Annotated in this window: 22 protein-coding genes; 9 read left to right on the top strand and 13 right to left on the bottom strand. The window is 64.7% G+C overall.

Annotated elements, in window-relative coordinates; translation table 11 throughout:
- Positions 1-20 precede the first annotated feature (20 nt).
- Complete coding sequence (locus ACR9YP_RS01870) at positions 21-608, top strand: GNAT family N-acetyltransferase (RefSeq protein ID WP_474218880.1); 588 nt, start codon at positions 21-23, stop codon at positions 606-608.
- A 146-nt stretch (positions 609-754) separates the two neighbouring features.
- The gene (locus tag ACR9YP_RS01865) at positions 755-1,405 is read left to right on the top strand and encodes a hypothetical protein (RefSeq protein ID WP_438110509.1); all 651 of its coding nucleotides are present in this window, start codon (positions 755-757) and stop codon (positions 1,403-1,405) included.
- A gap of 226 nt (positions 1,406-1,631) precedes the next feature.
- On the opposite strand, the gene ACR9YP_RS01860 is transcribed toward ACR9YP_RS01865, so the two are convergent.
- From ACR9YP_RS01860 to ACR9YP_RS01840, 5 genes are all read right to left on the bottom strand, one after another.
- Positions 1,632-2,117, bottom strand: coding sequence for a F0F1 ATP synthase subunit B family protein (locus tag ACR9YP_RS01860; protein ID WP_474218879.1), 486 nt, complete (start codon positions 2,115-2,117; stop codon positions 1,632-1,634).
- Between the two features lie 5 nt (positions 2,118-2,122).
- Positions 2,123-2,689 (bottom strand): F0F1 ATP synthase subunit B, encoded by a 567-nt coding sequence (locus ACR9YP_RS01855; protein ID WP_474218878.1) that lies wholly within the window; start codon positions 2,687-2,689, stop codon positions 2,123-2,125.
- Positions 2,690-2,754: 65 nt separating this feature from the next.
- On the bottom strand, positions 2,755-2,985 hold the full coding sequence (locus ACR9YP_RS01850; RefSeq protein ID WP_007599451.1) for a F0F1 ATP synthase subunit C: 231 nt from the start codon (positions 2,983-2,985) through the stop codon (positions 2,755-2,757).
- A 53-nt stretch (positions 2,986-3,038) separates the two neighbouring features.
- Positions 3,039-3,788 carry a F0F1 ATP synthase subunit A gene (locus ACR9YP_RS01845; protein WP_091885258.1) on the bottom strand — a complete coding sequence of 250 codons (750 nt, stop codon included), beginning with the start codon at positions 3,786-3,788 and terminating at the stop codon, positions 3,039-3,041.
- Positions 3,789-3,896: 108 nt separating this feature from the next.
- Complete coding sequence (locus tag ACR9YP_RS01840; RefSeq protein ID WP_370987822.1) at positions 3,897-4,271, bottom strand: AtpZ/AtpI family protein; 375 nt, start codon at positions 4,269-4,271, stop codon at positions 3,897-3,899.
- Positions 4,272-4,629: 358 nt separating this feature from the next.
- On the opposite strand from ACR9YP_RS01840, the gene ACR9YP_RS01835 reads away from it, so the two are divergent.
- Both ACR9YP_RS01835 and ACR9YP_RS01830 read left to right on the top strand, forming a co-directional pair.
- Positions 4,630-5,151, top strand: a complete 522-nt coding sequence (locus ACR9YP_RS01835) for a hypothetical protein (RefSeq protein ID WP_474218877.1) — start codon at positions 4,630-4,632, stop codon at positions 5,149-5,151.
- Between the two features lie 154 nt (positions 5,152-5,305).
- Positions 5,306-5,779, top strand: a complete 474-nt coding sequence (locus ACR9YP_RS01830; protein WP_474218876.1) for a secondary thiamine-phosphate synthase enzyme YjbQ — start codon at positions 5,306-5,308, stop codon at positions 5,777-5,779.
- A 69-nt stretch (positions 5,780-5,848) separates the two neighbouring features.
- Here ACR9YP_RS01830 and ACR9YP_RS01825 read toward each other — a convergent pair whose 3' ends face one another.
- Entirely contained in the window at positions 5,849-7,438 is a 1,590-nt protein-coding gene (locus ACR9YP_RS01825; protein ID WP_438110512.1) for an MFS transporter, read from the bottom strand.
- A gap of 339 nt (positions 7,439-7,777) precedes the next feature.
- Here ACR9YP_RS01825 and ACR9YP_RS01820 point away from each other — a divergent pair, with 339 nt between their 5' ends.
- On the top strand, positions 7,778-8,449 hold the full coding sequence (locus ACR9YP_RS01820) for a response regulator (RefSeq protein ID WP_091885267.1): 672 nt from the start codon (positions 7,778-7,780) through the stop codon (positions 8,447-8,449).
- A gap of 6 nt (positions 8,450-8,455) precedes the next feature.
- Here the strand turns inward: ACR9YP_RS01820 and ACR9YP_RS01815 are convergent, their stop codons facing one another.
- Entirely contained in the window at positions 8,456-11,296 is a 2,841-nt protein-coding gene (locus ACR9YP_RS01815) for an ATP-binding protein (protein WP_474218875.1), read from the bottom strand.
- A gap of 199 nt (positions 11,297-11,495) precedes the next feature.
- On the opposite strand from ACR9YP_RS01815, the gene ACR9YP_RS01810 reads away from it, so the two are divergent.
- The 3 genes from ACR9YP_RS01810 (at position 11,496) to ACR9YP_RS01800 (ending at position 13,603) form a co-directional block, all read left to right on the top strand.
- Complete coding sequence (locus ACR9YP_RS01810; RefSeq protein WP_474218874.1) at positions 11,496-11,915, top strand: organic hydroperoxide resistance protein; 420 nt, start codon at positions 11,496-11,498, stop codon at positions 11,913-11,915.
- 33 nt (positions 11,916-11,948) lie between these two features.
- Complete coding sequence (locus ACR9YP_RS01805; RefSeq protein ID WP_474218873.1) at positions 11,949-12,977, top strand: alpha/beta fold hydrolase; 1,029 nt, start codon at positions 11,949-11,951, stop codon at positions 12,975-12,977.
- A gap of 71 nt (positions 12,978-13,048) precedes the next feature.
- On the top strand, positions 13,049-13,603 hold the full coding sequence (locus ACR9YP_RS01800; RefSeq protein ID WP_438104393.1) for a cytochrome P460 family protein: 555 nt from the start codon (positions 13,049-13,051) through the stop codon (positions 13,601-13,603).
- Positions 13,604-13,639: 36 nt separating this feature from the next.
- Here the strand turns inward: ACR9YP_RS01800 and ACR9YP_RS01795 are convergent, their stop codons facing one another.
- Positions 13,640-17,149 carry a PAS domain-containing hybrid sensor histidine kinase/response regulator gene (locus ACR9YP_RS01795; protein WP_438104394.1) on the bottom strand — a complete coding sequence of 1,170 codons (3,510 nt, stop codon included), beginning with the start codon at positions 17,147-17,149 and terminating at the stop codon, positions 13,640-13,642.
- 296 nt (positions 17,150-17,445) lie between these two features.
- Positions 17,446-18,675 (bottom strand): 5-aminolevulinate synthase, encoded by a 1,230-nt coding sequence (hemA, locus tag ACR9YP_RS01790; protein WP_128942077.1) that lies wholly within the window; start codon positions 18,673-18,675, stop codon positions 17,446-17,448.
- 335 nt (positions 18,676-19,010) lie between these two features.
- On the opposite strand from hemA, the gene aroQ reads away from it, so the two are divergent.
- Positions 19,011-19,442: a type II 3-dehydroquinate dehydratase gene (aroQ, locus tag ACR9YP_RS01785; RefSeq protein ID WP_091885287.1), complete on the top strand. Its 432-nt coding sequence runs from the start codon at positions 19,011-19,013 to the stop codon at positions 19,440-19,442.
- A 169-nt stretch (positions 19,443-19,611) separates the two neighbouring features.
- Here the strand turns inward: aroQ and ACR9YP_RS01780 are convergent, their stop codons facing one another.
- The 4 genes from ACR9YP_RS01780 to ACR9YP_RS01765 form a co-directional block, all read right to left on the bottom strand.
- Positions 19,612-20,673 (bottom strand): MBL fold metallo-hydrolase, encoded by a 1,062-nt coding sequence (locus tag ACR9YP_RS01780; protein ID WP_474218872.1) that lies wholly within the window; start codon positions 20,671-20,673, stop codon positions 19,612-19,614.
- Positions 20,674-20,964: 291 nt separating this feature from the next.
- On the bottom strand, positions 20,965-23,106 hold the full coding sequence (locus tag ACR9YP_RS01775; RefSeq protein WP_474218871.1) for a methyl-accepting chemotaxis protein: 2,142 nt from the start codon (positions 23,104-23,106) through the stop codon (positions 20,965-20,967).
- 164 nt (positions 23,107-23,270) lie between these two features.
- Positions 23,271-23,996, bottom strand: a complete 726-nt coding sequence (locus ACR9YP_RS01770) for an outer membrane protein (protein WP_474218870.1) — start codon at positions 23,994-23,996, stop codon at positions 23,271-23,273.
- 225 nt (positions 23,997-24,221) lie between these two features.
- Positions 24,222-24,542 carry a helix-turn-helix domain-containing protein gene (locus ACR9YP_RS01765; protein WP_128956889.1) on the bottom strand — a complete coding sequence of 107 codons (321 nt, stop codon included), beginning with the start codon at positions 24,540-24,542 and terminating at the stop codon, positions 24,222-24,224.
- Positions 24,543-24,587: the final 45 nt, after the last annotated feature.

The following is a 24,587-nucleotide window of genomic DNA, read 5'->3' as shown; positions in this document are numbered from 1 at the left end:
CCGCCCCCGGAAGCATCACCATGGCCCTCTTTCGCCTGCCATCCAGTGGACCCGCCGCCCTCGTGCCGCGCGGCAACGGGTTGCTGCTGCGCGCTCCGCAGATGTCGGATTTCCTGCAATGGGCTCACTTGCGCGAAACCAGCCGCGACTACCTCACGCCCTGGGAGCCGATCTGGCCCTCGGACGATCTCACCCGGTCCGGCTTCCGCCGCCGTCTGCGCCGCTATTCCGAGGACATCGCCGCGGATCGTTCCTATCCCTTTCTGATCTTTCGCGAGCTCGACGGCGCCATGGTCGGCGGCATCACGCTGGCCAATGTACGGCGCGGCATCGTGCAGGCCGGCACCATCGGCTACTGGATTGGGCAGCCCTACGCCCATCGCGGCTACATGACCGCGGCGCTGCGGGTGCTGCTGCCGACGCTGTTCGGCGAGCTCAACCTGCACCGGGTCGAGGCCGCCTGCATCCCCACCAATGCGCCGTCGATCCGGGTGCTGGAGAAGTGCGGCTTCTCCCGCGAGGGGCTGGCGCGCCGCTATCTCTGCATCAACGGGATCTGGCAGGATCACCTGCTGTTCGGCCTGCTGCATGAGGATTTTCGCGGCTGAGCCGCCACCTCCTGCGGCCAAAGTCTTGGTCGCCCCGCCCTGCTTGCTGCCGTAATTTACCTGCCTTGGGTTCGCCGATTTTGGCGATATAACGGCGCGGGCCGGCCTGCGATCGGCCGGAATGCTGTCATGGAGTATGGGTGTCGATGGTGAAGGAGCTTCGGTCATCGCGGAATGCGCTGCGGCGGGGGACGGTGGTCGCGTTGACGTTGTCGATTGCGCTCGCGTCCGTCTCGCCGGTGGCGGCCCAGTCCTTGAGCGACCGCTTCAAGAGCCTGTTCGGCGGCAAGTCCGACGAGCCGGCGCAGCCCAAGCCGGCGCCCGCGCCCGGCCAGCCAGCCGATGACGACGTCGATTGCCCGCAGGTCACCGTGCGCGCCGGCGCCTCCACCTATGCGGTTGGTGCCAGCGGCAAGCCGGCCGTCGGCAATGAGATCCGCTTCCAGGCCACGATTACCAAGATGGCGCGCGAATGCGCCCGGAGCGGCGGCGATATCACCGCCCGGATCGGAATCCAGGGCCGTGTTATCGCCGGCCCGGCCGGCGCGCCTGCGACGGTCGAGGTCCCCTTGCGTATCGCCGTGGTGCAGGGCGGCGTCGGCGAGAAGGTGATTGCGTCGAAGGCCTACCGGACCACGGTCGAGATGTCGGAGGGCGGCAGCGTGCCCTTCACCTTCGTCGCCGAAGATCTGGCCTACCCGATGCCCTCGGCAGCGGTCGCCGATTCCTACATCTTCTATGTCGGCTTCGACCCGCAGGCACTCTCGCCCGAGCCGAAGGGGCGGAAGAGGAAGTAATTGGCTACGACCTCAGCTGTCATTGCCCGCCACCGGATCTCGCCTTCTGCGAGCGCTCCGGCGGGCAATCCAGTAATCCGAGACAGCAAGGTTAGAACCGAGGGGCCGCGGCGTACTGGATCACCCGCCTGCGCGGGTGATGACACCGTGGTTGTTGTCGTGGCGTCGAAAACAAAAAAGCCGGCGCTCATCGCGCCGGCTTTTTGATTGGTGAAGGCGACCCCCCTCAGTTCAGTTTCTGCCGAACCTCGTTGATGCCCTTGGCGAGCAGGTCGTCGGCGACCTGGCCCTTGACCGACTGCGACAGGATCGTCGAGGCGGCCTGGACGGCGGCTTCCGCGGCTGCGGCGCGGACATCGGCCAGCGCCTGGGCCTCGGCGAGCGCGATCTTGCTCTCCGCGGTCTTGGTTCTGCGGGCGACTAAGTCTTCCATCTTCGCCTTGGCGTCGGCCGCGATGCGCTCGGCTTCGGACTTGGCATTGGCGATGATGTCGGCAGCCTCGCGCTCGGCCGCGGCACTGCGCGCCTTGTAGTCGGCGAGCACCTTGGCTGCCTCCTGCTTGAGACGTGCGGCGTCGTCGAGCTCGGCCTTGATGCGGTCGGCACGATGATCGAGCGCGGTCATCGCCGTCTTGAAGATCCCGAGATAGCCGAACACGACCATCAGGATCACGAAGGCGACGGCGACCCAAAATTCAGGTTCGAAGAACATCTCGACTAACCCTTCAAGGACGCATCGACCGCGGCATTGACCGACGCTGCGTCGGGAACGACGCCGGTGAGCTGCTGCACGATCTGGCCTGCCGCATCCGCCGCGATGCCGCGGACGTTGCTCATGGCGGCAGCGCGGGTCGAGGCGATGGTCTTCTCCGCCCCGGCGAGCTTGGTCGCCAATTGCTCTTCCAGCGCCTTGCGCTCGGCGTCCGCCTGCGCATTCGCCTTGTCGCGGGATTCGTTGCCGATCGCCTGTGCCCGCGTGCGCGCCGAAGCGAGCTCGCTTTCATAGGCCTTCAGCGCCGCGTCGGACTGGTCCTTCAGCTTCTGCGCTTCGGCGAGGTCGCCCTCGATTTTGTTCTGCCGCGCCTCGATCGCACCGCCGATGCGCGGCAGAGCGAGCTTGGACACGATCACGTAAAGCAGGACGAAGAAGATCGCGAGCGACACCAGCTGTGAAGCAAAGCTGCTGCTCTCGAACGGCGGAAAACCGCCACCGTGGTGACCACCGTCAGCCTCGGTGTGAGCGCCCGCCGCCGGACCTTTTGCGTCGCCATGACTCTCAGCCATGGAGTTCTCCTGTTGCTGTCACGCGCGCCGTCCCATGGACTGGAACGGCGCGAAAAACGTCGTCCTCAGAGCGGAACGAACAGCAGCAGCAGCGCGATCAGCAGCGAGAAGATGCCGAGCGCTTCGGTCACGGCGAAGCCGAAGATCAGGTTGCCGAACTGGCCCTGAGCGGCCGACGGATTGCGAACGGCCGCGGCGAGGTAGTTGCCGAAGATCACGCCCACGCCGACGCCCGCACCGCCCATGCCGATGCACGCGATGCCCGCGCCGATAAGTTTTGCTGCTGCCGGATCCATTTTAGACTCCTTGGAAGAAAGATTGCGTTGTGGGTGGAAATTCCCCGGACCGCTCAGTGTCCCGGATGAATGGCGTCGTTGAGGTAGATGCAGGTCAGGATCGCGAACACGTAAGCCTGGAGGAACGCGACCAGGATCTCGAGCGAGGTCAGCGCGACCGTGAGCGCCAGCGGCAGCACGCCGCCGACCCAGCCGATGGCGCCGAGCGAGAAGCCGAGCATGGCGACGAATCCCGCGAATACCTTCAGCGCGATGTGGCCGGCCAGCATGTTGGCGAAGAGACGGACGCTGTGGGAGACCGGCCGCAGGAAGAACGACAGGACCTCGATGAACATGACCAGCGGCAGGATGTAGATGGGGACGCCGTGGGGAACGAAAATCTTGAAGAATTTCAGGCCGTTCTTGTAGACGCCGTAGATCAGGACGGTGAAGAACACCAGGAGCGCAAGCGCCGCGGTGACGATCAGGTGGCTCGACACCGTGAAGGTGTAGGGGATGATACCCACCAGATTCGAGACGCAGATGAACATGAACAGCGAGAAGATCAGCGGGAAGAACTTCATGCCTTCCGCGCCGGCCGTCGAACGGATGGTCGAGGCGACGAATTCGTAGGAGATTTCTGCGACGGACTGCAGACGCCCGGGAATCAGCTGCGTGCCGCTGGCGAGCATCAGGATCGAGATGATCGCCACGGCCACCAGCATGTAGAGCGACGAATTGGTGAAGGCGATCGTATGATTGCCGATATGGCCCAGAGTGAAGAGAGGCTCGATGTTGAACTGGTGGATCGGGTCGATTTTCATCAGCGCGGCATCTCTTGGTCTGCCGGGCGATGCCGGCGGGTCTCGGTCTGCCGGCCAGGCCGGCCCGTACCGGCGAGCCGGCACGATCATTCCTCTCCTGGGGATCGCTTAAGAACCACCGCGCCTGTTTTGACCCGCGCCCGCCGTTCTCACCACATTCACCACGCCGGCGACGAAGCCCAGCAGCAGGAACACGATAAATCCGAAAGGCGACGTCGACAGCAAGCGGTCGAACCCCCAGCCAATCCCCGCTCCGACAACGACGCCGGCGACCAACTCCGAGGATAACCGGAAACCAAGCGCCATCGCCGAGGCTCTGGCCGCTCCGTCTTCACCGTTACCTGCGGGTTGCTCGGTCTTGCTCCGCCGGTCCCGAAGTTCGGACAACCGCTGATCAAGACTTCCGAGCCGTTCGGAAAGCGCAGCTTCCTCGGACGATCTATCGCGATCTCCATTCTCACCGTGTCCCGTGCCCTGTGTCATGCAACGAAGACCCGAAACGCCGCGGCTGAATGGAAATTACGCCCGCCACCCTCAAAAGCCGCGCGGACCATACTGATGGCCTATAATCAAGTCAAGCCAAGTCACGATTGCGTCTCTTTCTGTTATGTATCTGATTTGGTTGATGATATTGGCGCGCACGGCAGCGCTGCACACAGCGTGACGCCGCACCGCAGCAGCTCTCCGCATGATCGGCGGATGCAGCCGCCATTTCGCCGCGCTGCCGGGATCAAAGGGACCGTCGCGGTCGTTGATATCGGTGGTGCGTTTTGGGCGGCGGATGGCCTCGGCGGGTGTAGAATTACGAAAGTGCCACCTGCACGTCGTGGCGGAGCGCAAGATGGGACCTGTGACGTCATCCACAACATCATGGTTTGGGGTAGCGACGTTCGCCGTGGTGATGGTCGTCAGCGGCGGCTTCGTCGCCGCGCAATCCGCTCCCGACAGTGAAAACGGCCGCTACAGCATGACGCCGATCCCCGAGGGCGTGTTGCGGCTCGACACCCGCACCGGCACCATGTCGACCTGCACCAAGAACGGCGCCGGCTGGGCTTGCTACGCGGTGCCTGACGAGCGGTCTGCACTCGATGCCGAGATCGGCCGGCTTCAGGCCGAAGTCGAGAAGCTGAAGGGCCAGCTCGCGGCCGGGCCGACGGTATCGGGCAAGATCGACGAGCCGCTGCCGAAATCCGATCCGCTCAAGAAGGCGGAGCCGAAAGCCGCCGAGGGCGAGCGTAAGATCGAGATCCCCCTGCCGAGCGACCAGGATGTCGACCGCGTGATGTCGTTCCTGGAAAGAGCCTGGCGCCGGCTTATCGACATGGCCAACCGCGTGCAGAAGGACGTGTCGGGGAAGATTTGAGGACCCCTTCGCGCGGCCAAAGCATTGAGCTCTTGTAGGGTGGGCAAAGGCGCCTTGCGCCGTGCCCACCATGTTTCCACGATGACGAGACAAGACGTGGGCACGGCGCTTTGCGCCTTTTGCCCACCTTACGGCGCTTCCGGAGGGATTTTTGATGACATCAGGCAAATCGGTAACGCGTTCGGCGCCCTCGTCGGTGCAGGCCGCCACCGTCACATCGTCGCTGCTCACCGTGCAGACGCCGGGTCACGGCTTCACCGATCTGACCAGCGAGGCAGCCAAGTTCATCGCTGAAGCGCACGCGCGCGAGGGCGCGTTGACGCTGTTCATTCGCCACACCTCGGCCTCGCTGACGATTCAGGAGAATGCCGACCCTTCCGTGCTCGCCGATCTCAGCACGGCGCTGTCCCGGCTCGCGCCCGAGAACGCCGGATGGATGCATGACACCGAGGGGCCTGACGACATGCCCGCGCATATCAAGACGATGCTGACGGATGCCTCGCTTCAGGTCCCGGTCCTGAACGGCAAGCTCGCGCTCGGCACCTGGCAGGCGATCTATCTGATCGAACATCGCAGCCGGCCGCATCGGCGCGAGGTCGTGCTGCAGTTCGTCGGCGCGACGTCATAAGCAAAACGGCCGCGGAATCCGCGGCCGTTCGTGTCTGATCGCCGGAGCCTTGGTTCCGGCTGATCTCAACTAGATCTGCTTGATGTCGACATCCTTGGTTTCCGGCAGGAACAGGAAACCGATCACCAGGCTCATCGCGGCAATGGCGACCGGGTACCACAGGCCGGAATAGATGTTCCCGGTAGCAGCCACGATCGCAAACACCGTCGCCGGCAGGAAGCCGCCGAACCAGCCGTTGCCGATGTGGTAGGGCAGCGACATGCCGCTGTAGCGGATTCGGCTTGGGAACAGCTCAACCAGCCAGGCGGCGATCGGCGCGTAGACCAGCGTCACGTAAATCACGAGAATCCAGAGCAGGACCGTCGTCATGACATAGTTCATGTCGTTCGGATCGGCGGAAGCCGGATAGCCATGAGCCTTGATCGCTGCGGGCAAAGCCTTGGCGAAATCGGGCGAGGTGGCCGTAAGCGTCTGCTCGCCGATCTTGACCGTCGCCGCCGTGCCCTTCGGCGCATCCTGGTTCTGGTAGTTCACCGACAAGTTCACCAGTGCGGCCTTGGCGATGTCGCAGCCGGTGGTGAACTTCTCAGTGCCGGTTGCCTTGAACTGGAACGAGCACTCGCTGGGGTCGGCGATCACCGTCACTGGCGAGGCTGCCAGCGCTGCTTCGAGCTTCGGATTGGCGAAGTGGGTGATGCCCTTGAAGATCGGGAAGTAGGTCACCATCGCAAGCAGGAAGCCGGCGAGGATGATCGGCTTGCGGCCGATCTTGTCGGACAAAATTCCGAAGATGATGAAGAAGGGCGTGCCCAGGGCGAGCGCAACCACGATCATGATCTGCGCCGGCACGGCCGGTACCTTCAGGGTCTGGGTGAGGAAGAACAGGGCATAGAACTGTCCGCCGTACCACACCACCGCTTCACCGGCCGTGGCGCCAAACAGCGCCAAGATAGCGATCTTGGCATTGCTCCATTCGCCGAAGGCTTCGGTGAGCGGGCGCTTCGAGGTCTTGCCCTCTTCCTTCATGCGCTGGAACACCGGCGACTCGTTCAGGCTCAAGCGGATCCAGATCGAAACCGCCAGCAGGACGCCGGAGAGCAGGAACGGAATGCGCCAACCCCAATCGCCGAATGCTTCTTCGCCCATCGCGGTGCGGATGCCGAGGATCAGCAGCAGCGCCAGAAACAGACCGAGCGTCGCGGTGGTCTGAATCCACGACGTGTAATAGCCGCGCCGGTTCTGCGGGGCATGTTCGGCAACGTAAGTCGCCGCACCGCCATATTCACCGCCGAGCGCCAGGCCCTGGATCAGGCGCAGACCAATCAGCACGATCGGCGCGGCGAGGCCCCAGCTCGCATAGCCCGGCAGCAGACCGATGAAGAAGGTGCCGACGCCCATCAGCGTCATGGTGACGAGGAACGTGTATTTGCGGCCGATCATGTCGCCGAGCCGGCCGAAGATCAGCGCGCCGAAGGGGCGGACTGCAAAGCCGGCTGCGAAGGCGAGCAGTGCGAAGATGAAGCCGACATTCGGCGGCACGTTTGAGAAGAAGTATTTTGCCAGGAAGGCGCCGAGCGTGCCGTAGATGTAGAAATCGTACCACTCGAAGACGGTGCCAAGTGAAGAGGCGAAAATGACCTTTCGCTCTTCGCCAGTCATCCCTCGGGTGCGGACGGTCCCGTCCGCGGTCGCAGCCATGGTCATCAGTTTTCGCTCCCCAAACGGTTGTTTCGCGACCCGGCTGCTGTCGGAAAGCCGGGCGACCTGATCGTTAAGGTAACATCGCCGTGAAACCCTCCCCAATACGACTTTTGGCCTTGCGCACTGACGCGCAGCTGACGGTGCTGGTATCGGGTGCGGCGCGGCCGGACGAGATTGTGGATTAACCCCTTTGCAGCAAAGGGATAATGTGCACTTGCATGCCACGGCCGGGCAGGGAAGAATTGACCCGCCGCCGCATCGACTCGCCGGCCGGTCGCGAACGACAGCAAGAGAACGATGAACGCTCCCACGACCCATCTCGTCATTGCCGATGATCATCCCCTGTTCCGCGATGCGCTGCGACAGGCGGTGGCGGGCGTCCTGACCTCGGCCAGGATCGACGAGGCCGGATCGTTCGAGGATCTGACCAAGCTGCTGGAACAGACCTCCGACGTGGATCTGGTCTTGCTCGACCTCTCGATGCCCGGGATCTCGGGCTTTTCCGGCCTGATCTATCTGCGGGCGCAATATCCGGCGATCCCGGTCGTGATCGTCTCGGCCTCCGACGACAGCGCCACGATCCGCCGCTCGCTCGATTTCGGCGCCTCCGGCTTCATCCCGAAGCGGTTCGGCGTCGAGACGCTGCGCGACGCCATCCTCAAGGTGATGGAAGGCGACGTCTGGGTTCCCGCCGACACCGATCTGTCGGCTGCGTCCGACCCCGACATGACGCGCCTCCGCGATCGCCTGGTGACGCTGACGCCGCAACAGGTCCGGGTCCTGATGATGCTCTCGGAGGGCCTCCTCAACAAGCAGATCGCCTACGAGCTCGGCGTCTCCGAGGCCACCATCAAGGCGCACGTCTCGGCCATCCTGCAAAAGCTCGGCGTCGAGAGCCGCACCCAGGCCGTCATTGCCGCCGCGAAGATCGCCGGCGGCCAATGGAAGCAGGGCACTCCGACGGGGTGAGAGCCGCTACAGCGTCGTCAGAAGCGCGCTGGCCGCGCTAATGTCCGCCGTTTCGGACCCCTCGGCAAAGTCCTCGAGGGCCGACTGGAGCAATCGCTTCGCTTCCTCGCGCTGCCCGCGTCCGGCAAATAGCCCGGCAAGATCGATCGCTCCCCGCAGCTCCCAGGCTCTTGCGCATTGGCGACGGCTCAGTTCCAGGGACTGCACAAAATGAGCCTCTGCTTGCTCAGACTTCGGCTGCGGTAGCGACAACAGAACTCTGCCCTTCATGCGCAACAGCTCGGGCATGAAGAGGTGATCGCCGCTTTGCTCGACGAGGCGGATCGCATCGTCGACCAGGCGCGCACTCTGCTCGATCTGTCCGAGTGCCAACAAGCCCTGAACCATCGCGATGTTGAAGGTCGTGGTGAGCAGCTCGTAGCCGGCATCGTGGAGCTCGCGCAGACAAGCCCTGATCGTCTCGACGCCGGCGGCGGCGTTTCCCCGCCGGATTGCCAGCTCGCCTTTGACACCTCGGCCGACCGCGAGGTACGGGCCCATCGAGCGCGATTCGGCGTGTGCGATGAAGCGGTCGATGTTCGCTTCCGCGCCGTCGAGATCTCCGTTCCAGAGGTCGATCGAGACCGCCCAGATCAGCGCGATGCAGAGCGTGATGGGATGATCCATCTGCGCGGCTTCGGTGACCGTCTGCCGCGCCAGCTGCTGCGCCTGCGCGGGCCGGCCCTGCAACCAAAGCTCTCGTGCGAGCGAAATGCCGGCCCGGTTGCGATGATCGAAGCCGTAGACCGTGCTGATCCGTTCCGTGCCAGGCCCCTGCCAGGCGGCCTCCAGCATCGTCAGCGCATCGCGATGCTCGCCGGCCAGATGCAGCGAGACGCCCAGAAGCGAATGGGCGAGTGCGATCGAGGCCGCATCGCCAAGTGCCTCGGCGACGGCAAGGCTCTGCCGGGCGTAACCGAGCGCGGCGTCGAACTCTCCCATCCGCTCGTGGAAGATATGCATGCGGCCGAGCAGCTGGAGCCGGTTGATCTCGTCGCCGCGCGCCTCCGCGATCGCAAGGCCCCGGCTTAAGGCGGCGCGCGCCGCTTCGCTGCCGCCCCGCGTGAACATCAAGGTGAGGCCGAGGGCAGCCTGGATGTGCATTTCCTCAGTGCTGCCGCGCGAGGAGGGATCGATCGCAAGCAGCGCCCGTTCCGACCAACGCCGGCATTCGATCAGGAGCGACATTGCGAGGAAGATCGGTGCCGCCGCAGCGACGAGCGCAATGCCGATACTGGCGTTGCCGTCCTTGCCGAAGCACCAGTCCAAGGCGGCGCGCACGTTGTGAAGTGCGGAGAAATGGATCGCCCGTTCGTCGGCGCTCGGCACCATGGCCCATGTCGAGCCCGCCTGCTCCAGCCATTGCCGGTAGTAGGTGGCATGACGTGCGGCGAGTTCCGCGTTGTTCGGTTCGATCTCGAGCAAATAGGCGCGCGTGGTGTCGAGCAGGCGGTAGCGCATCATTGCGCCGATCGGTCGCGGCGCGACCATGGACTTGGCGACGAGGCTGTCGATGGCGTCGAACAGGTGGGAGCGATCGACGCGTTCGTCCGGGACGACCTCGAGCGCGGCGTCGATGGTGAAGTGCCCGGCGAACACCGCAAGCCGGCGCAGCACCAGGCGCTCGGTGTCGGACAGGAGCCCGTAGCTCCAGTCCAGGGTCGCCCGCAACGTCTTCTGTCGCGGCGGCGCGGTGCGCTGGCCCTGCCAGAGCAGATTGAGGCGTTCGTCGAGCAGCGTTGCCGTCTGCTCCAGGCCATAGGCTTCGACCCGTCCGGCGGCGAGCTCGATCGCCAGGGCCATGCCGTCGAGCTTGCGGCAGATCCTTGCGATGATCGCGGCATTGGCATCGTCGAGCGCGATCTGCGCGCCGCTGGCGGTGGCGCGTTCGAGGAAGAGTTGAAGTGCGGAATAGGTCCGCGCTGCAGCGACCGTGAGTCCGGAGCCGTCTGGCGGAACGGCGAGCGGCGCCAATCGATAGACCTGCTCGCCCTCGACGCGCAGGGCTTCGCGGCTCGTGGCCAGAATATGGACATGCGGCGCGGCGTGGAAGATCTCCGCAGCCAGCGGCGCCACAGCGGCGATGACGTGCTCGCAATTATCGAGGATCAGCAGCATCCTCTTGTCGTGGAGATGCGCGAGCAGCGCGGGCAAGGGATCGTCGGTCTGCGCCGGCAAGCCCAGCATCAGCAGGATCGAGGTGATCACGAGATCGGGATCGCTGAGCGCGGCAAGATCGACGAAGTGGGCGGCATCGGCGAAGGTCTCGAGCAGGTCGTGCGCGATCGCGATCGCCACGGCAGTCTTGCCGACGCCGCCGGGGCCGGCGATCGTGACGAAGCGCGAGGCGATGAGTTTGTCCGAGACGGCGGCGATCGCATCGTCGCGTCCGACCATCCGTTGCAGCCGGTTCGGCAGCTTCACCGGCGACAGGCCACCCTGCGGCGCCGGGCGCCGCTCTGCCGGGATAGCGGCCTGCGAGATCGGCGCCACGAAGCAATAACCGCGGCCGGACAGCGTGGTGATGTAGCGTGCGCCGTCCTTGCCGTCGCCGAGCGCCTTACGAAGAGCTGCGATGTGAAAACGCAAACTGGCTTCTTCAACGGTCAGGCCGGGCCACACCAGCGCCATCAAATCCCACTTGCTGACGACCTCGTTCGGCCGCGACATCAGCGCGATCAGCATGTCGAACGCTTTCGCGCCGAGCGGCAGCGCGACGCCGTCGCGCGTCACCAGCCGTTCATGCGGCGTCACGCTGAATGGCCCGAACGATAGGGCTCCCACCGCAGACCCGGCCGGTTCAGTCATGGCGAAATCCTGATCCTTTCCGGGGGACCCGATAGCAGATGGTTGCGATCGGGCAAGGCGTCTCCCTGCATCGGCATCAGACCGTGGATGCAGGCCTTTGTGAGGCGCGCGAACTGAGGCCTCACAACTTCTCACAACTCCAAACGGGTGTCCTGCGGCAGCCGCTGCTAGTCAGTTGCGCGACGGCAAGGAGAGCTTCATGACGCAAGCGGCAAAATTGCTTTACACGGCCAAGACACACACCAGCGGCGGTCGACACAACGGCATGTCGCGCAGTTCCGACGGTCGCCTCGACGTCAAGCTGTCGCCGCCGGGCAGTGCAGGCATCGGCACCAATCCCGAGCAATTGTTCGCGGCCGGCTGGTCGGCCTGTTTCGAAGGCGCGATGGAGATCGCGGCGCGCAAGCGCAGGATGGATCTTCCCAGGAAATGCGCGATCGATGCGGAGATCGACCTCGTGCTCGACGAGGGCGCGTACTCGCTGAGGGCGCGCCTCAATGTCAGTCTGCCGGGTCTCGATCGCGAGATTGCCCGCGGCATCATCGATGAAGCGCATCAAACCTGCCCCTATTCCAAGGCCGTCCGCGGCAACGTCGACGTCACGGTCGCGCTGATCTGACGCACCATCATCTACCCCAAAGGGAGCACCACCATGAAGCAGATCATCGACCAGCATCGCCGCAAGTTCTTTGGCGTCGCCGCGGGAACCGTCGCCGTCGGACTCGGCGTGATCGATCTCGCTCGCGCCGAGACGGAGGCGCCGCGATCCTCCGCATCGAATGCGTCCTTCGGCAAGATCAAGCAGATCGATGCCGGCGTTCTCAACGTCGGCTATGCGGAGGCGGGTCCCTCCAACGGTCCCGTGGCGATCCTGCTGCACGGCTGGCCCTACGACATTCACGCCTTCGTCGATGTCGCGCCGATCCTGGCAAAGGCTGGCTATCGCGTGATCATCCCGTATCTGCGCGGCTATGGCACGACGCATTTCCTCTCCAGGGAGACGCCGCGCAACGGCGAGCCGGCGGCGATGGCCGCGGACATCATCGCGCTGATGGACAAGCTCGATATCAAGAAGGCCGTTGTCGCCGGCTTCGACTGGGGCGCGCGCACCGCGGACATCATCGCCGCGCTGTGGCCGGACCGCTGCCGCGCGCTGGTGTCGGTCAGCGGCTATCTGATCTCCAGCCAGGCCGCGGGCAACGCACCGTTGCCGCCGCAGGCCGAGCTGCAATGGTGGTATCAGTTCTATTTCGCGACGGAGCGCGGCCGCGCCGGATACGAAAAATACACACATGATTTCGCCAAGCTGATCTGGAAGCTCGCCTCACCGCAGTGGAAGTTCGACGATGCCACCTTCGATCGAAGTGCGGCGGCGCTCGACAACAAGGATCATGTCGCGATCACGATCCACAACTACCGCTGGCGGCTCGGGCTCGCCCAAGGCGAGGCGAAATACGAGCATCTCGAAAAGAAGCTCGCTGCAGCTCCCATCATCGACGTGCCGACGATCACGATGGAAGGCGACGCCAACGGCGCGCCGCATCCCGACCCGAGCGCCTATGCCAAGAAGTTCTCAGGCCGATACGAGTTTCGCCTGATCACCGGCGGCATCGGCCACAATTTGCCGCAGGAAGCACCGCAAGCCTTTGCCAAGGCCGTCATCGAGGCGGACGGCGTCTGAGCATCTGTCAGCATCTCGGTCCAGCCAGGCTGGACCGAGGATCCCCGTCGAACCCAGCTTGATGAAACCTCATGACGCCAACCGAACCTGAAAAGAAGAAGTCTCCCTACGCCACGATGATCGTGCTGGCGATGGTTCTCCTCGTCATTCTCCTGACCTGCGTGCCGTATCTCGTCACGATCGCTTCCGCCGAGGGGCCCGCGACGGCCGACTCCTCGCCGATCTTCGGCGTCACGATTCCACCGGGCTACAAGCAGTGGGAGCTGATCGCGCCGGCCGAAGAGGCGGCGCCGCTCGACGAACTTCGCGCCGTGGTCGGCAACCAGACCGCAATCGACGCCTATCAGGCGGGAACGCTTCCGTTCCCGGACGGCACCATTCTGGTCAAGCGCGCCTGGAAGCGGAAACAGTCCCCCGAGTTTGCGTCCGCGACGATTCCCGGCGCTGCCACGACGGTCCAGGTGATGGTCAAGGACTCCAAAAAATACGCCGCCACCGGCGGCTGGGGGTTTGGCCGTTTCATCGACGGCAAGCCGGTCGACGAGGCCCAGCATCGCACCTGCTTCGCGTGCCATGAAGCGCGCGCCAAAGGACGCGATTACGTCTTCACGCGGCTGGCACCCTAACCGGAAGACCTGCTGGCCCTCGCCAGCAAGGCTGCTTCACTCCGCCGCCACCATCTGCTGCGTGCGCCACTGGCCGAGCAGGGCGCGGAGCGAGGCTGGCTTCACCGGCTTGTTGAGCACGGCGATCCTCTCGTCGCGCGCAGCTATTTGCACGGCGGGACTGCGATCGGCGGTGATCAGGATGGCGGGAATGCCGTCGCCGAAGCGGCGGCGGATGTCGCGGATGGCGGCGATGCCGTTGCCGCGGTCAAGATGATAGTCGACGAGCAGGCCGGTGACGCGCCGTCCGGCGGCTTCGATCGCGGTGATCGCGCCCTCGGGGTCGGCGACCGCGATCACCTCGGCGTCCCAGGCCTTCAACAGCGTGCGCATGCCGTCGAGTATCGCTGCATCGTTCTCGATGCACACGATCAGCGCGCCCGAGATCGGCGTGTGTGCCAGCGGCGTCGCGCTGGTCACGGCCGCGGTGTGGGTGATCGCCTTCGCCGTCGGCACCGTCACCGAAAATACCGAGCCGCCGCTTGCATTGCCGTCGATGGCAATGCCGTGCTTGAGCACGCGCGCCAGCCGCTCGACGATCGAGAGCCCCAGCCCGAGGCCACGCGCGATTCGAGCGCCCTGCTCCAGGCGGTGGAATTCCTTGAAGATCTCGGCGCGCTTGACCGACGGGATGCCGACGCCGGTGTCGTAGACGCAGATCTTGAGCGAGGCGCCGCGGCGGCGGCAGCCGACCAGCACGCGGCCCCGCGGGGTATACTTGATCGCGTTGGAGATCAGGTTCTGGAGCAGGCGCCGCAGCAGGAGCCGGTCCGACTCGACAGGCAGCGAGCAGGGCACGAAGGCGAGCTCAAGGCCCTTGGCGCGCGCGATCGGCGCGAACTCGATCTCCAGCGAGCGCATCAAATCGGCCATCTTGAAGCTCGAGATCGAGGTCGTCATCGCACCGGCATCGAGCCTGGAGATGTCGAGCAGCGCACCGAGGATTTCCTCGATGGCCTGCAGTGACTCGTCGATGTTCTCGACCAGCCGGGTCTCCTCGCCATTGTGCTGGCGCTCGACAAGGCTGGTGATGTAGAGCCGCGCCGCGTTCAACGGCTGGAGAATGTCGTGGCTGGCGGCGGCGAGGAAGCGCGTCTTGGAGATGCTGGCATCCTCCGCCGCGCTCTTGGCCAGCGCCAGCTCCGAGTTCAGCCGCGTCAATTCCTCGGTGCGGTCGCGGACGCGCTTTTCCAGCGTCGCATTGGCACGCTCCAGCGCTTCCGCCGCCTCGAAGGTGGGCGTGACGTCGGTGAAGGTGATGACGAAGCCGCCGCCGGGCATGCGGTTGGTGAGCACCTCGATCACCATGTGGCGTTCCGGCAGGCGTTCGAGATACGGCTCGCTGTCGGTGGTATAGGCGACCAGCCGCTGTTCGATCATCGCCTCGCGGTCGCCCGGCTCGGGCGGATCGCTCACGCCCATGAATTCCAGGATTTCACGCAAGGGCGTACCGAACTGGATGAAATGCGGGGGGACGTTGAGCAGATCGCCGAACTGCCGGTTGGAGCAGATCAGTTGCAGATCGGCATCGAACACCGCGATGCCCTGGCGCACATGGTTGAGCGCGGTCTGGAGGATCTCGCGGTTGAAATGCAGCGCCGCATGAGAATCGTCGAGCAGCTTTAGCGCCGCCTTGGCCGACACGGTTCGTTTGCGCAGGAGCAGCGACATCACGAGCCGCGAGGACGCGGCTCCGATCGAGGACGCGATCAGGTGCTCGGCGTGCTGCAACAGTTCGAAATCGGCGGGCGCCCCGGACTCCAGCCGGACATTGCGCCGCGCCGAGAAGGCCTCGAACGAATGGCGGGCGCGGTCGGGCCCGAGATATTGCGCCACCGTGGTCTGGATATCCTGCACGGTGACGGTGGTGCGCCAGCGGCGGAAGCTCGGGGAGATTGGCGCGAGCGTGTTGGGGACAAACAGGTCGGCTTGCACCAGCTCGATCGAAGACGGCCGGCGCGCCAGCGACAGCAGCACATAGGTGAGGATGTTGAGCGACAGCGACCAGATGACGCCGTGCATCAGCGGCGGCAGATCGGCGCCGAACAGCGCCTGTGGCCGCAGCGCCTCGATTCCGAACGGTCCGTGCTGGAGCAGCAGGATGCCCGTCGTCGAGGTATCCATGAAGCTCGGAATGAACAGCGTGTAGAGCCACACCACGAAGCCGACCAGCATCCCGCCGATCGCGCCGCGCGCCGTCGCCCGCCGCCACAGCAGCCCGCCGAAGAAGCTTGGTGCAAGCTGGGCGATGGCGGCAAACGACAACAGGCCGATCGCTGCGAGCTGGGTGTTGCCGAGCGCGCGATAGTAGAAATAGGCCATCACCATGATGGCGAAGATCGCAAGTCGCCGCGAGCGCAGCAGGAAATCGCTGAAATCGGCGCCGCCGGTTCGTCCCTCCGGCCGTCGTTGCAGCACCAAGGGCACCACGAGGTCGTTCGAGACCATGATGGAGAGCGCGACGCATTCGACGATCACCATGGCGGTCGCCGCCGACAGTCCGCCGACGAACACGGCGACGCTGAGCAGATTCGCGCCGCCCTCAATCGGTAGGGCCAGCACATACATATCGGGGTCGGCCGTGCCGAACGGGAAGCTGACGAGGCCGGCCAGCGCGATCGGGATCACGAACAGATTGATGGCGACGAGATAGAGCGGGAACAGCCAGCGCGCGCGGCCGACCTCGGCGTCGGACGAATTTTCCACGACGCTGACGTGGAACTGGCGCGGCAGCATCATGATCGCGCACAGCGACAGCAGCGTCATGGTCAGGAAGTTGCCGATCGACGGCGAGTAGTTGATGGCGCGCACCGCCTCCGGCGTCTTCATGGCGCGCTCGATCAGTTCCTGCGGCGAGAACATCCAGAAGGTGACGAAGATGCCGGCGGCCAGGAAAGCGACCAGCTTGACGATGGACTCGGTCGCAACCGCCAGCATCAGGCCGTGCTGGTGCTCGGTGGCGTCGGTATGGCGGGTGCCGAACAACACCGCGAAGGCCGCCATCGCCAGTGTCACCATCAGCGCCATGTCGCCGAGGATCGGGATGTGGGAGAAGGCTTGGTCTTCGCTCAGGATCGTGCCGAGCGAGGAGGCGACCGCCTTGAGCTGGAGCGCGATATAGGGCACCGAGCCGATGATGGCGATCAGCGCCACGGTGGCTGCCACCGCCTGGCTCTTGCCGTAGCGCGCGCCGATGAAATCGGCGATCGAGGTGATGTTGTGGGCTTTGGCGAGCTGGATCACGCGCCGAAGCACGCCGGCGCCGAGCCCGATCATCAGGATCGGACCGAGATAGATCGCCAGGAAGTCGGTCGAGGTGCGGGTGGCGAAGCCGACCGAGCCGAAGAAGGTCCAGGAGGTGCAGTAGATCGCCAGCGACAGCGGGTAGATCAGCCCGGAGGCGCGGCCAGGCCCGGCCGGCGAACGGCGGTCGCCGTGGCTCGCCACCAGGAACAGAAAGCCGATGTAGCCGAAGGCGGCGGCGATCACGCCCCAGTCGTGCAGCATGGCGAGCGCGCTTCTCCCTGGGCGCTGGCAGCGCCCGATCTCATTTTCCCTGCAAATCTAGCGCGTTGAAAGGTCGCAGGCGACAGCGAAATGCCCGGTGGGGCCGGGAACTGGGGTTGTCGTTAAGCCGTGGGGCGAGCTGCCAGCGTCAATGTCGTCCTGGCGAAAGCCAGGACCCATAACCACAGGGCGCACTTATGGGCACACGGGTAGCCACATCGAGCTGCAACAATTCGCCGTCGGGGTAATAGGTCCTGGCTTTCGCCAGGACGACGCCGGCGATGATGGGTACAGTGCTACTCCGCCGCTAGCGACTTCTGGCGCAGCGGCAGGCCGAGACGATCCCACACTTGCAGCAGAGCCTCGGCCAGCTGATCGATCAGCCCGTCATCGTGATAGGGCGAGGGCGTGATGCGCAGCCGTTCGGAGCCCTTGGCGACCGTCGGATAGTTGATCGGCTGGATGTAGATGCCGTGCTGCTCGAGCAGCAGGTCCGAGGCCTGCTTGCACTTCTCGGGGTCACCGACGAACAGCGGCACGATATGGGTGTCGCTCGACATCACCGGCAGGCCGGCGGCGTTGAGGATCGCCTTGACGCGGGCGGCGCGGTCCTGGTGGCGCTCACGCTCCCAGTTCGAGGTCTTCAGATGCTTGATCGCGGCGGTTGCGGCCGAGCAGATCGCTGGCGGCAGCGCGGTGGTGAAAATGAAGCCCGGCGCATAGGAGCGCACGGCGTCGATGATCTGGCCGTTGGCGGCGATGTAGCCGCCGAGGCAGCCGAAGGCTTTCGCCAGGGTGCCTTCCAGAACGTCGATGCGATGCATGACGCCGTCACGCTCGGCGATGCCGCCGCCGCGCGGGCCGTACATGCCGACCGCGTGGACCTCGTCGACATAGGTCATCGCGCCATATTTCTCGGCGAGATCGCAGATCTTGGCGAGCGGGGCGACGTCGCCGTCCATAGAATAGAGGCTCTCGCAGACAATCAGCTTCGGCCGATTCGGGTCGGCCGCCTTCAACAGCTCCTCGAGATGCGCCAGATCGTTGTGGCGGAACACGACCCGCTCGCAGCCGGAATGGCGGATGCCCTCGATCATCGAATTGTGGTTGAGCTCGTCCGACAGAATGAGGCAGTTCGGAATGAGCTTTGCGATGGTCGGGATGCCGGTCTGGTTCGAGACATAGCCCGAGGTGAACAGCAGCGCGGCTTCCTTGCCGTGGAGATCGGCGAGCTCGGCCTCGAGCTGCACCAGCGGATGATGCGTGCCGGCGATGTTGCGGGTACCGCCGGCGCCGGTGCCGACGCGGGTTGCGGTCTCGACCATGGCGCCGACCACCTTCGGGTGCTGGCCCATGCCGAGATAATCGTTGGAGCACCAGATCACGACGTCGCGCTTGCCCTTGGGCGAGTGCCAGACCGCGTGCGGGAACCGGCCGGCCGTGCGCTCGAGGTCGGCGAACACGCGGTAGCGCCGCTCGGTGTGGAGACGGTCGAGGGCGGAACTGAAGAACTCGTTGTAATCCATCGGCAAAACCTGCAGCGGAACTCGGCCCAAGGCGGCCGTCCAATTTTTAGAGCTTTTCCAGCTCCGATGTCCATGCGCCTGCGCATATTTGCGGCAAGGCGCGCGTGCCAATTGATAACGCCGGTCCGGCGGCGATTGTTGATTTGGATCAACCGCCTAGCACAGGCCTGCCGGCCGGGACTGGCACCCGGGGGAGGGCAAGGGCTGCCTTGGACATTTTGTCCATGATGCGGCTCCGTCCATGATTGCGGAGCCGGTCGCGCCGACGTCATAGCCTCGTCCCGAGGCAGGGCGCGGGTCGGTCGTGCCGACAGCTCATGCGAAAGGACGCCCCGGTGAAACGTGTGATGATCCTCAACGGTCCCAACCTGAACCTGCTCGGCGTGCGCGAGCCGCACATCTACGGCACGACGACGCTGGCGCAGATCAACGCGAGCTGCGAGGCTGCCGCCGCAGAGCTAGGGCTCAAGTTGGCCTTCCACCAGTCCAACCATGAGGGCGTGCTCGTCGATTGGATTCAATCGGCGCGGCAGGATGCCGAGGCCATCATCATCAATCCCGCCGGCTTCTCCTTCACTTCGGTGGCGATCATGGACGCGATCAAGATATTCGAAGGCCCGGTGCTGGAAGTCCACATCTCCAACATCCACGCCCGCGACGAATATCACCGCCACTCGAAGATCTCCTTCGTGGCGACCGGCGTGATCTGCGGGTTGGGCCCGTACGGCTATATCGCGGCGCTGCACGCGATCGCGAATATGAAGTGAGTTTGTTGCTGCGGCGACGGTCTGCTCCCTCGCCCCGTTCTTACGGGGAGAGGGTTGGGGTGAGGGGCCGCTCTGCAATCACGGTGAGAGTTGGACTCGCGGAGACTCCCCCTCACCCGCCACGCTTCGCGTGTCGGCCTCTCCCCGCAGGCGGGGAGAGGTGAAAAACTCACGTCGTCCTGAACCGCAACACGCCGTCCTGCGTCTCCGCCGTCAGTCGGCCCTCGACGATCATGTAGTTGACATGGGCGACCAGTTCGCCGGCGGCAAAGCCCATCTGGTGCTCGTCCAGCACATGCTTGTTGAACACGACTGGCACCAAGGCGCGCGAGGTCTGCGGCACCTCGCGGCAGGCCTCCGCGATCAGGCGGCAGCGCTCCTCGTGGTGATCGGCGAGCTGCTTGATGCGGGTCTTGAGCCCGTAGAACGGCACGCCGTGGCCAGGCAACACCAGCACGTCGTAGGGAAGCGTCGTGGTGAGGCTGGCGAGCGAGGCCAGATATTCGCCGAGCGAGTTCTGGTCGGGCTCGACCGCCCAGACGCTGACATTCGGCGAGATCTTGCTCAGCACCTGATCGGCGGAGAGGAACAGCTTGTCATCGGCGCAATAGAGCATCACCTGGTCGAGTGCGTGCCCGCCGCCGGTGATCACCTTGAAGCGGCGCGAACCGATCACGACGTCGTCGCCGTGGGAGATGCGGCGGTAGGACGGCGGCAGCACCGAGACGCGCTTGAGATAATCCTGGCCGCGTCCGAGCAGTTTTTCGGTGAGCGACTCGTCCATGCCATGACGGCGGAAGAACAGCCGCTGCGCCTCGCGCCGCTCTTCGGTGCCGCGGTTCTGGTGATAGACCGATTGCAGATATTCGACCTGCGACATCACCAGCGGGCAGTTGAATCGTTCGACGATCCACCCGGCGAGGCCGACATGATCGGGGTGCGAGTGGGTGACGATCAGGCGCGTGATGTTGACGCCCTTCAGCGGCCCGTCGAACAGTTTTGTCCAGGCCTCGATTGTCTCCTCGTTGCCGAAGCCGGCATCGATCATCGCATAGCCGTCGCCATCGGCGAGCAGGTAGATGTTCACGTGGTTGAGGCGAAACGGCAACTTCAGCCGCGCCCACAGCACACCGGGCCGCACCTCGACCACTTCTTCGGGGCCGGGATGCTGTTCCCAGGGGTAACGCAGAGCCTCGGCCGAGGAATGCGCGGTGTCGGTTTTCGAGTTCATGCTACCGGCTTAACCCCGCCGCGCGCGGGGCGCCAGCCGAAAAAGGATGCCTGGCGGCCGCCGCATGGCCGTCATACCGGCAGTGTTTTTCCGTGATGTGGGACAGTCGCGCCCCGAGCTCGGTTACCTCTCCCGCTTGCGGGGGAGGTCGGCGCGAAGCGCCGGGTGGGGGCTCTCTCCTCGCGGGACATTCCCAGTAAGCTGCGAACTGTCCCATTGCGGAGGCACCCTCACCCCCAGCCCTCTCCCGCAAGCGGGAGAGGGAATGCAGCCCCGATGTGGCCGGCGTCCTTACGCCGCCCGCATGTTGTTGAGGAACGCGTCGATCTCTCCGCGCAGCATGTCTGCCTCGCGGCGCAGTGCGTCGGAAGCGCCCAGCACTTCGCTCGCCGCAGCGCCCGCTTCGGCGGATGCCGTGGAGACGCCGACGATGTTGCTGGAGACCTCGCTGGTGCCGCCGGCAGCGTGCTGGATGTTGCGGGCGATCTCGCGGGTGGCGGCGCCCTGTTGCTCGACCGCTGCCGCAATCGTCGTGGTGACGTCGTTGATCTCGCCGATGATCCGGCCGATGCCCTGGATGGCGCCGACTGCCGAGGTCGTGATCTCCTGCATGCTGGCGATCTGGGTGCGGATCTCCTCGGTCGCCCTGGCGGTCTGGCTCGCGAGGCTCTTCACCTCGGAGGCGACCACTGCGAAACCGCGGCCGGCCTCGCCCGCGCGTGCCGCCTCGATGGTGGCGTTGAGGGCGAGCAGATTGGTCTGCGAGGCGATGGTCTGGATCAAATCGACCACGACGCTGATGCGGCTCGCGCTGTCGGCGAGGCTCTGCACCGTGGTGTCGGTGGCGCCGGCCTCGTCGACCGCCTTTTTGGCGATCTCCGCAGAGGTGACCACCTGGCGGCTGATTTCGGCGATCGAGGACGACAGCTGCTCGGTGCCGGCCGAGACGGTCTGCACGTTGACCGAGGTTTCCTCCGCGGCGGATGCGACCGCGTTCACCAGCGCGTTGGACTGGTCCGCGGTGTTCGACATGCTCTGTGCGGTCGATTGCATCGAATTGGCCGACTGCGCGAGATTGTCGAGCGCGGAGCGCACCGTGCTTTCGAAATCGGCGATCTTCGCTTCCATGCGCGCCGCACGCTCGGCTTTCGCGACACGATCCTTGTCCTGCTCGCTGGCGAGCGCCCGGGCTTCGATCATGCTGTCGCGGAACACGTGAAGCGTGTCGGTCATCGCGCCGATCTCGTCATTGTGCTTCGCGCGTGCGATCTCGGTGTCGAGATCGCCGGCTGACAGCAGCTGCATGGCGCGCTGCAGGCCGCTGATGCGGCGCAGGATGTTGCGGCCGACATAGAGCCAGACGAACAGCGCCGAGCCGACAAGCATCATAGCGCCCAACGCCAGCATCGCGATGGTCGCGAGCGAGATGTCCTGGCGGGCCTGGAAGGTCGATGCGTTGGTCTCCTTCTGCACGCCGTCGACGAGCTGCTGCACGCTGATGCCGAGGCCGACATTGAGCTTGCGCGTCTCGTCCAGGATGGTCTGGCCGTAGTCGACGGAGTCGAGCTCCTTCTCACGCAAATTGAATACGCCGGTCTTGCCGGTGCCGAGCGCGAGCAGCTTTTCCGCCGTCTCGCGCAGCATCTTGGTGCCCTGATTGTTCGGCAACAAATCGAGGTTGGACCGCAGGCGTCCCTGCGCCGTCTTGAATTCCTTCTGGATGTCGTCGAGCTTGTCGGCCGTGTTCGCCGACAGCGCCGCGCTCATGTCGGCGGCTGCGAGATTGCCACTGGCAACGACGTTGCCGAGCTGCCCGACGGTCTGCGCGGCTTCGGTGGCATCTTCGGCGGAGAGGTTGGCCGACCCGAGAATGGCGTTGACCTGGGTCTGGGCGTTCAGCATGGCCGGACTGGCCGCGCCGACGAACGCGCTCTGCGCGCTGCGCAGGGCGTCATATTGCTTATCATGCAGGGCGGCGATATCCAGCCGCTCGCGGGCGGCCTTGGCCAGACTCTGGGCCGCCTCGTTGATGCTCTTGATGGTCTCGCTGAGTCCGGAGACGACTGCCTTGTCAGCGCCGAGCTCGATGATCTCGTTGAGTTTCTGCTGTGTCTGCTCCTGCAATTCCTTCAGCTTCTTGGTGCGCTCGTTTAGGGCGTCTTCGGTTTGGGCCGCAAGCAGGGCAGGTCCCTGTGCCGCAAGGCTCGCGCTCAATGCCGATAATTGCAGGCTCGCAGCAAGGCGCGGAATGTCCCGCCCGCTCAGTTCGGTCATGCGCCCACCGAGATTCTGCAGCACCAGGCCGGCGCCGGCCGAGATCACGAGGCCCATGCCGGCGATCACTGCGAAGGCCGCGAACAGGCTGCCGCGCACGCCCCATTTCGGCAGTTTGAAACGCGGCTTGAAACGGCCGAGACTGAGACGGATCGCCATCGAAATTCCCCCACGCCCTTGCTTCTGTTTTGTGGCCGGGAGTATCGGGCACGCCGGTTAAAAAATCGCAATTTGTGCAATCGGTTGCGTGCGTTCCGCAGAGCGAAAAAAGAAGGGCCGGCGACATCGCCGGCCCTTCGTGATGATAAGATTTTGCTAACCGCTCAGTAGCGCGCGACGGCCGGGCTGGCCCAGTTGAAGCGGTAGTTGACGCCCGCCTTGAAGGTGTGATCGTCGGTGGTGAAGTTGCCGGTGCCGACCAGTGGGCCCGCGGTGAAGTGCGCGTCGCCGAAGTTGTAGTACTGGTACTCGGCCTTGGCCGACCAGTTCGGCGCGAACATGTATTCGAGGCCTGCGCCGACGGTGTAACCGTTGCGGTGATCGCCATCGATGATGAAGCCGGTCGGCACGCCGCCGACCGTCACCTTCTCGTTGTTGTCCGAATAGGCGTAGCCGCCCTTCACGTAGAGGAGGCCCGGACCCCAGGTGTAGCCGACACGGCCGGTGATCGAGCCGAGCCCGCGCTGGTCGTTGGTGTAGGCGATGCCGCCCGGGAATACCGCACCGACGCTGCCGGAGAGCCAGGAATACTGGCCCTCGACGCCGACCACGAAGTTCGGGTTGAGCTGCCAGTCCGCACCGACCTGCACGCCGCCGAGGAAACGGCCGTTGCCATTGTTGCCGGTGGAGAGGCCGTTGAAATTGTTGTCGCTGGAGAACGCGCCGCCGACATGGCCACCGATGTAGAAGCCGGTCCAGTTGTAGATCGGCGCGACATAGGCAGGCGCGGGCGCCTTGTAATAGTTGCGATTGCCGAGATCGGCACCGACGGCCGGCGCAGCCATGCCCAGCACGAGCAGCGCAACGGTCGCAAACAAAATCTTCTTCATCGTCTTGAACTCCAACACGTAAGGTCCCCGGCAGGCGCGCATTCCGCGCCGTCGTTGGTTTTGCAGATAGCTTGCTTTTGACGAAAATGCTGTCACATGCATGGCACAGCGTCGCCCAACCTAACTTATTGGGTCGCAAATGATTTTCGTGCTTAATGCCGGCTTAAGAAATGCTGAAGGAAGGCTTAACGTGGCGCCTCGCAGGTAACTTGCGCGCGCCTCTCATTAACCAAGACGCCGCCGCGCCTCGTCGCGCATCTGCGCGCGAAAGGCTGCGCGCTTTGCCGGCCGGTCTTCCTCGCGTACGTCGTGACGATCGAAGATGTCGAACTTCTCCAGGATCGGATAGCGTTCGCTCGCCATCGCGAGCACGCGCAGCACCTTGGTCGCCGACGGTGTCGGGCCGCTGACCTCCCAGCGCCGAATGGTGTCGGCGCCGCCCTTCTCCGGCAATCCGCACAGCCTGGCCATGTCGGCGGCGGTGAGCTTGCGCTCGAGCGCATCGGAGAGGTCGTTGCGGAGTTGCTTCAGTTCGGCGCCGGTCATGCTGCTTGCGTCCAGGGAAGTCAATGAAAGCAATGCACTAGCGCT

It is taken from the genome of Bradyrhizobium sp. BR14999 (assembly GCF_056106085.1).
The sequence above is the reverse complement of the archived record's forward strand: the minus strand, read 5'-3'. Positions and strand labels throughout refer to the sequence as shown.

Excerpts from the sequence above, each read along its gene's own strand:
- ACR9YP_RS01870 (WP_474218880.1), top strand. The coding sequence starts at position 21 with ATGGCCCTCTTTCGCCTGCCATCCAGTGGACCCGCCGCCCTCGTGCCG.
- ACR9YP_RS01865 (WP_438110509.1), top strand. The coding sequence starts at position 755 with ATGGTGAAGGAGCTTCGGTCATCGCGGAATGCGCTGCGGCGGGGGACG.
- ACR9YP_RS01860 (WP_474218879.1), bottom strand. The coding sequence starts at position 2,117 with ATGTTCTTCGAACCTGAATTTTGGGTCGCCGTCGCCTTCGTGATCCTG.
- ACR9YP_RS01855 (WP_474218878.1), bottom strand. The coding sequence starts at position 2,689 with ATGGCTGAGAGTCATGGCGACGCAAAAGGTCCGGCGGCGGGCGCTCAC.
- ACR9YP_RS01850 (WP_007599451.1), bottom strand. The coding sequence starts at position 2,985 with ATGGATCCGGCAGCAGCAAAACTTATCGGCGCGGGCATCGCGTGCATC.
- ACR9YP_RS01845 (WP_091885258.1), bottom strand. The coding sequence starts at position 3,788 with ATGAAAATCGACCCGATCCACCAGTTCAACATCGAGCCTCTCTTCACT.
- ACR9YP_RS01840 (WP_370987822.1), bottom strand. The coding sequence starts at position 4,271 with ATGACACAGGGCACGGGACACGGTGAGAATGGAGATCGCGATAGATCG.
- ACR9YP_RS01835 (WP_474218877.1), top strand. The coding sequence starts at position 4,630 with ATGGGACCTGTGACGTCATCCACAACATCATGGTTTGGGGTAGCGACG.
- ACR9YP_RS01830 (WP_474218876.1), top strand. The coding sequence starts at position 5,306 with ATGACATCAGGCAAATCGGTAACGCGTTCGGCGCCCTCGTCGGTGCAG.
- ACR9YP_RS01825 (WP_438110512.1), bottom strand. The coding sequence starts at position 7,438 with ATGACTGGCGAAGAGCGAAAGGTCATTTTCGCCTCTTCACTTGGCACC.
- ACR9YP_RS01820 (WP_091885267.1), top strand. The coding sequence starts at position 7,778 with ATGAACGCTCCCACGACCCATCTCGTCATTGCCGATGATCATCCCCTG.
- ACR9YP_RS01815 (WP_474218875.1), bottom strand. The coding sequence starts at position 11,296 with ATGACTGAACCGGCCGGGTCTGCGGTGGGAGCCCTATCGTTCGGGCCA.
- ACR9YP_RS01810 (WP_474218874.1), top strand. The coding sequence starts at position 11,496 with ATGACGCAAGCGGCAAAATTGCTTTACACGGCCAAGACACACACCAGC.
- ACR9YP_RS01805 (WP_474218873.1), top strand. The coding sequence starts at position 11,949 with ATGAAGCAGATCATCGACCAGCATCGCCGCAAGTTCTTTGGCGTCGCC.
- ACR9YP_RS01800 (WP_438104393.1), top strand. The coding sequence starts at position 13,049 with ATGACGCCAACCGAACCTGAAAAGAAGAAGTCTCCCTACGCCACGATG.
- ACR9YP_RS01795 (WP_438104394.1), bottom strand. The coding sequence starts at position 17,149 with ATGCTGCACGACTGGGGCGTGATCGCCGCCGCCTTCGGCTACATCGGC.
- hemA (WP_128942077.1), bottom strand. The coding sequence starts at position 18,675 with ATGGATTACAACGAGTTCTTCAGTTCCGCCCTCGACCGTCTCCACACC.
- ACR9YP_RS01780 (WP_474218872.1), bottom strand. The coding sequence starts at position 20,673 with ATGAACTCGAAAACCGACACCGCGCATTCCTCGGCCGAGGCTCTGCGT.
- ACR9YP_RS01775 (WP_474218871.1), bottom strand. The coding sequence starts at position 23,106 with ATGGCGATCCGTCTCAGTCTCGGCCGTTTCAAGCCGCGTTTCAAACTG.
- ACR9YP_RS01770 (WP_474218870.1), bottom strand. The coding sequence starts at position 23,996 with ATGAAGAAGATTTTGTTTGCGACCGTTGCGCTGCTCGTGCTGGGCATG.
- ACR9YP_RS01765 (WP_128956889.1), bottom strand. The coding sequence starts at position 24,542 with ATGACCGGCGCCGAACTGAAGCAACTCCGCAACGACCTCTCCGATGCG.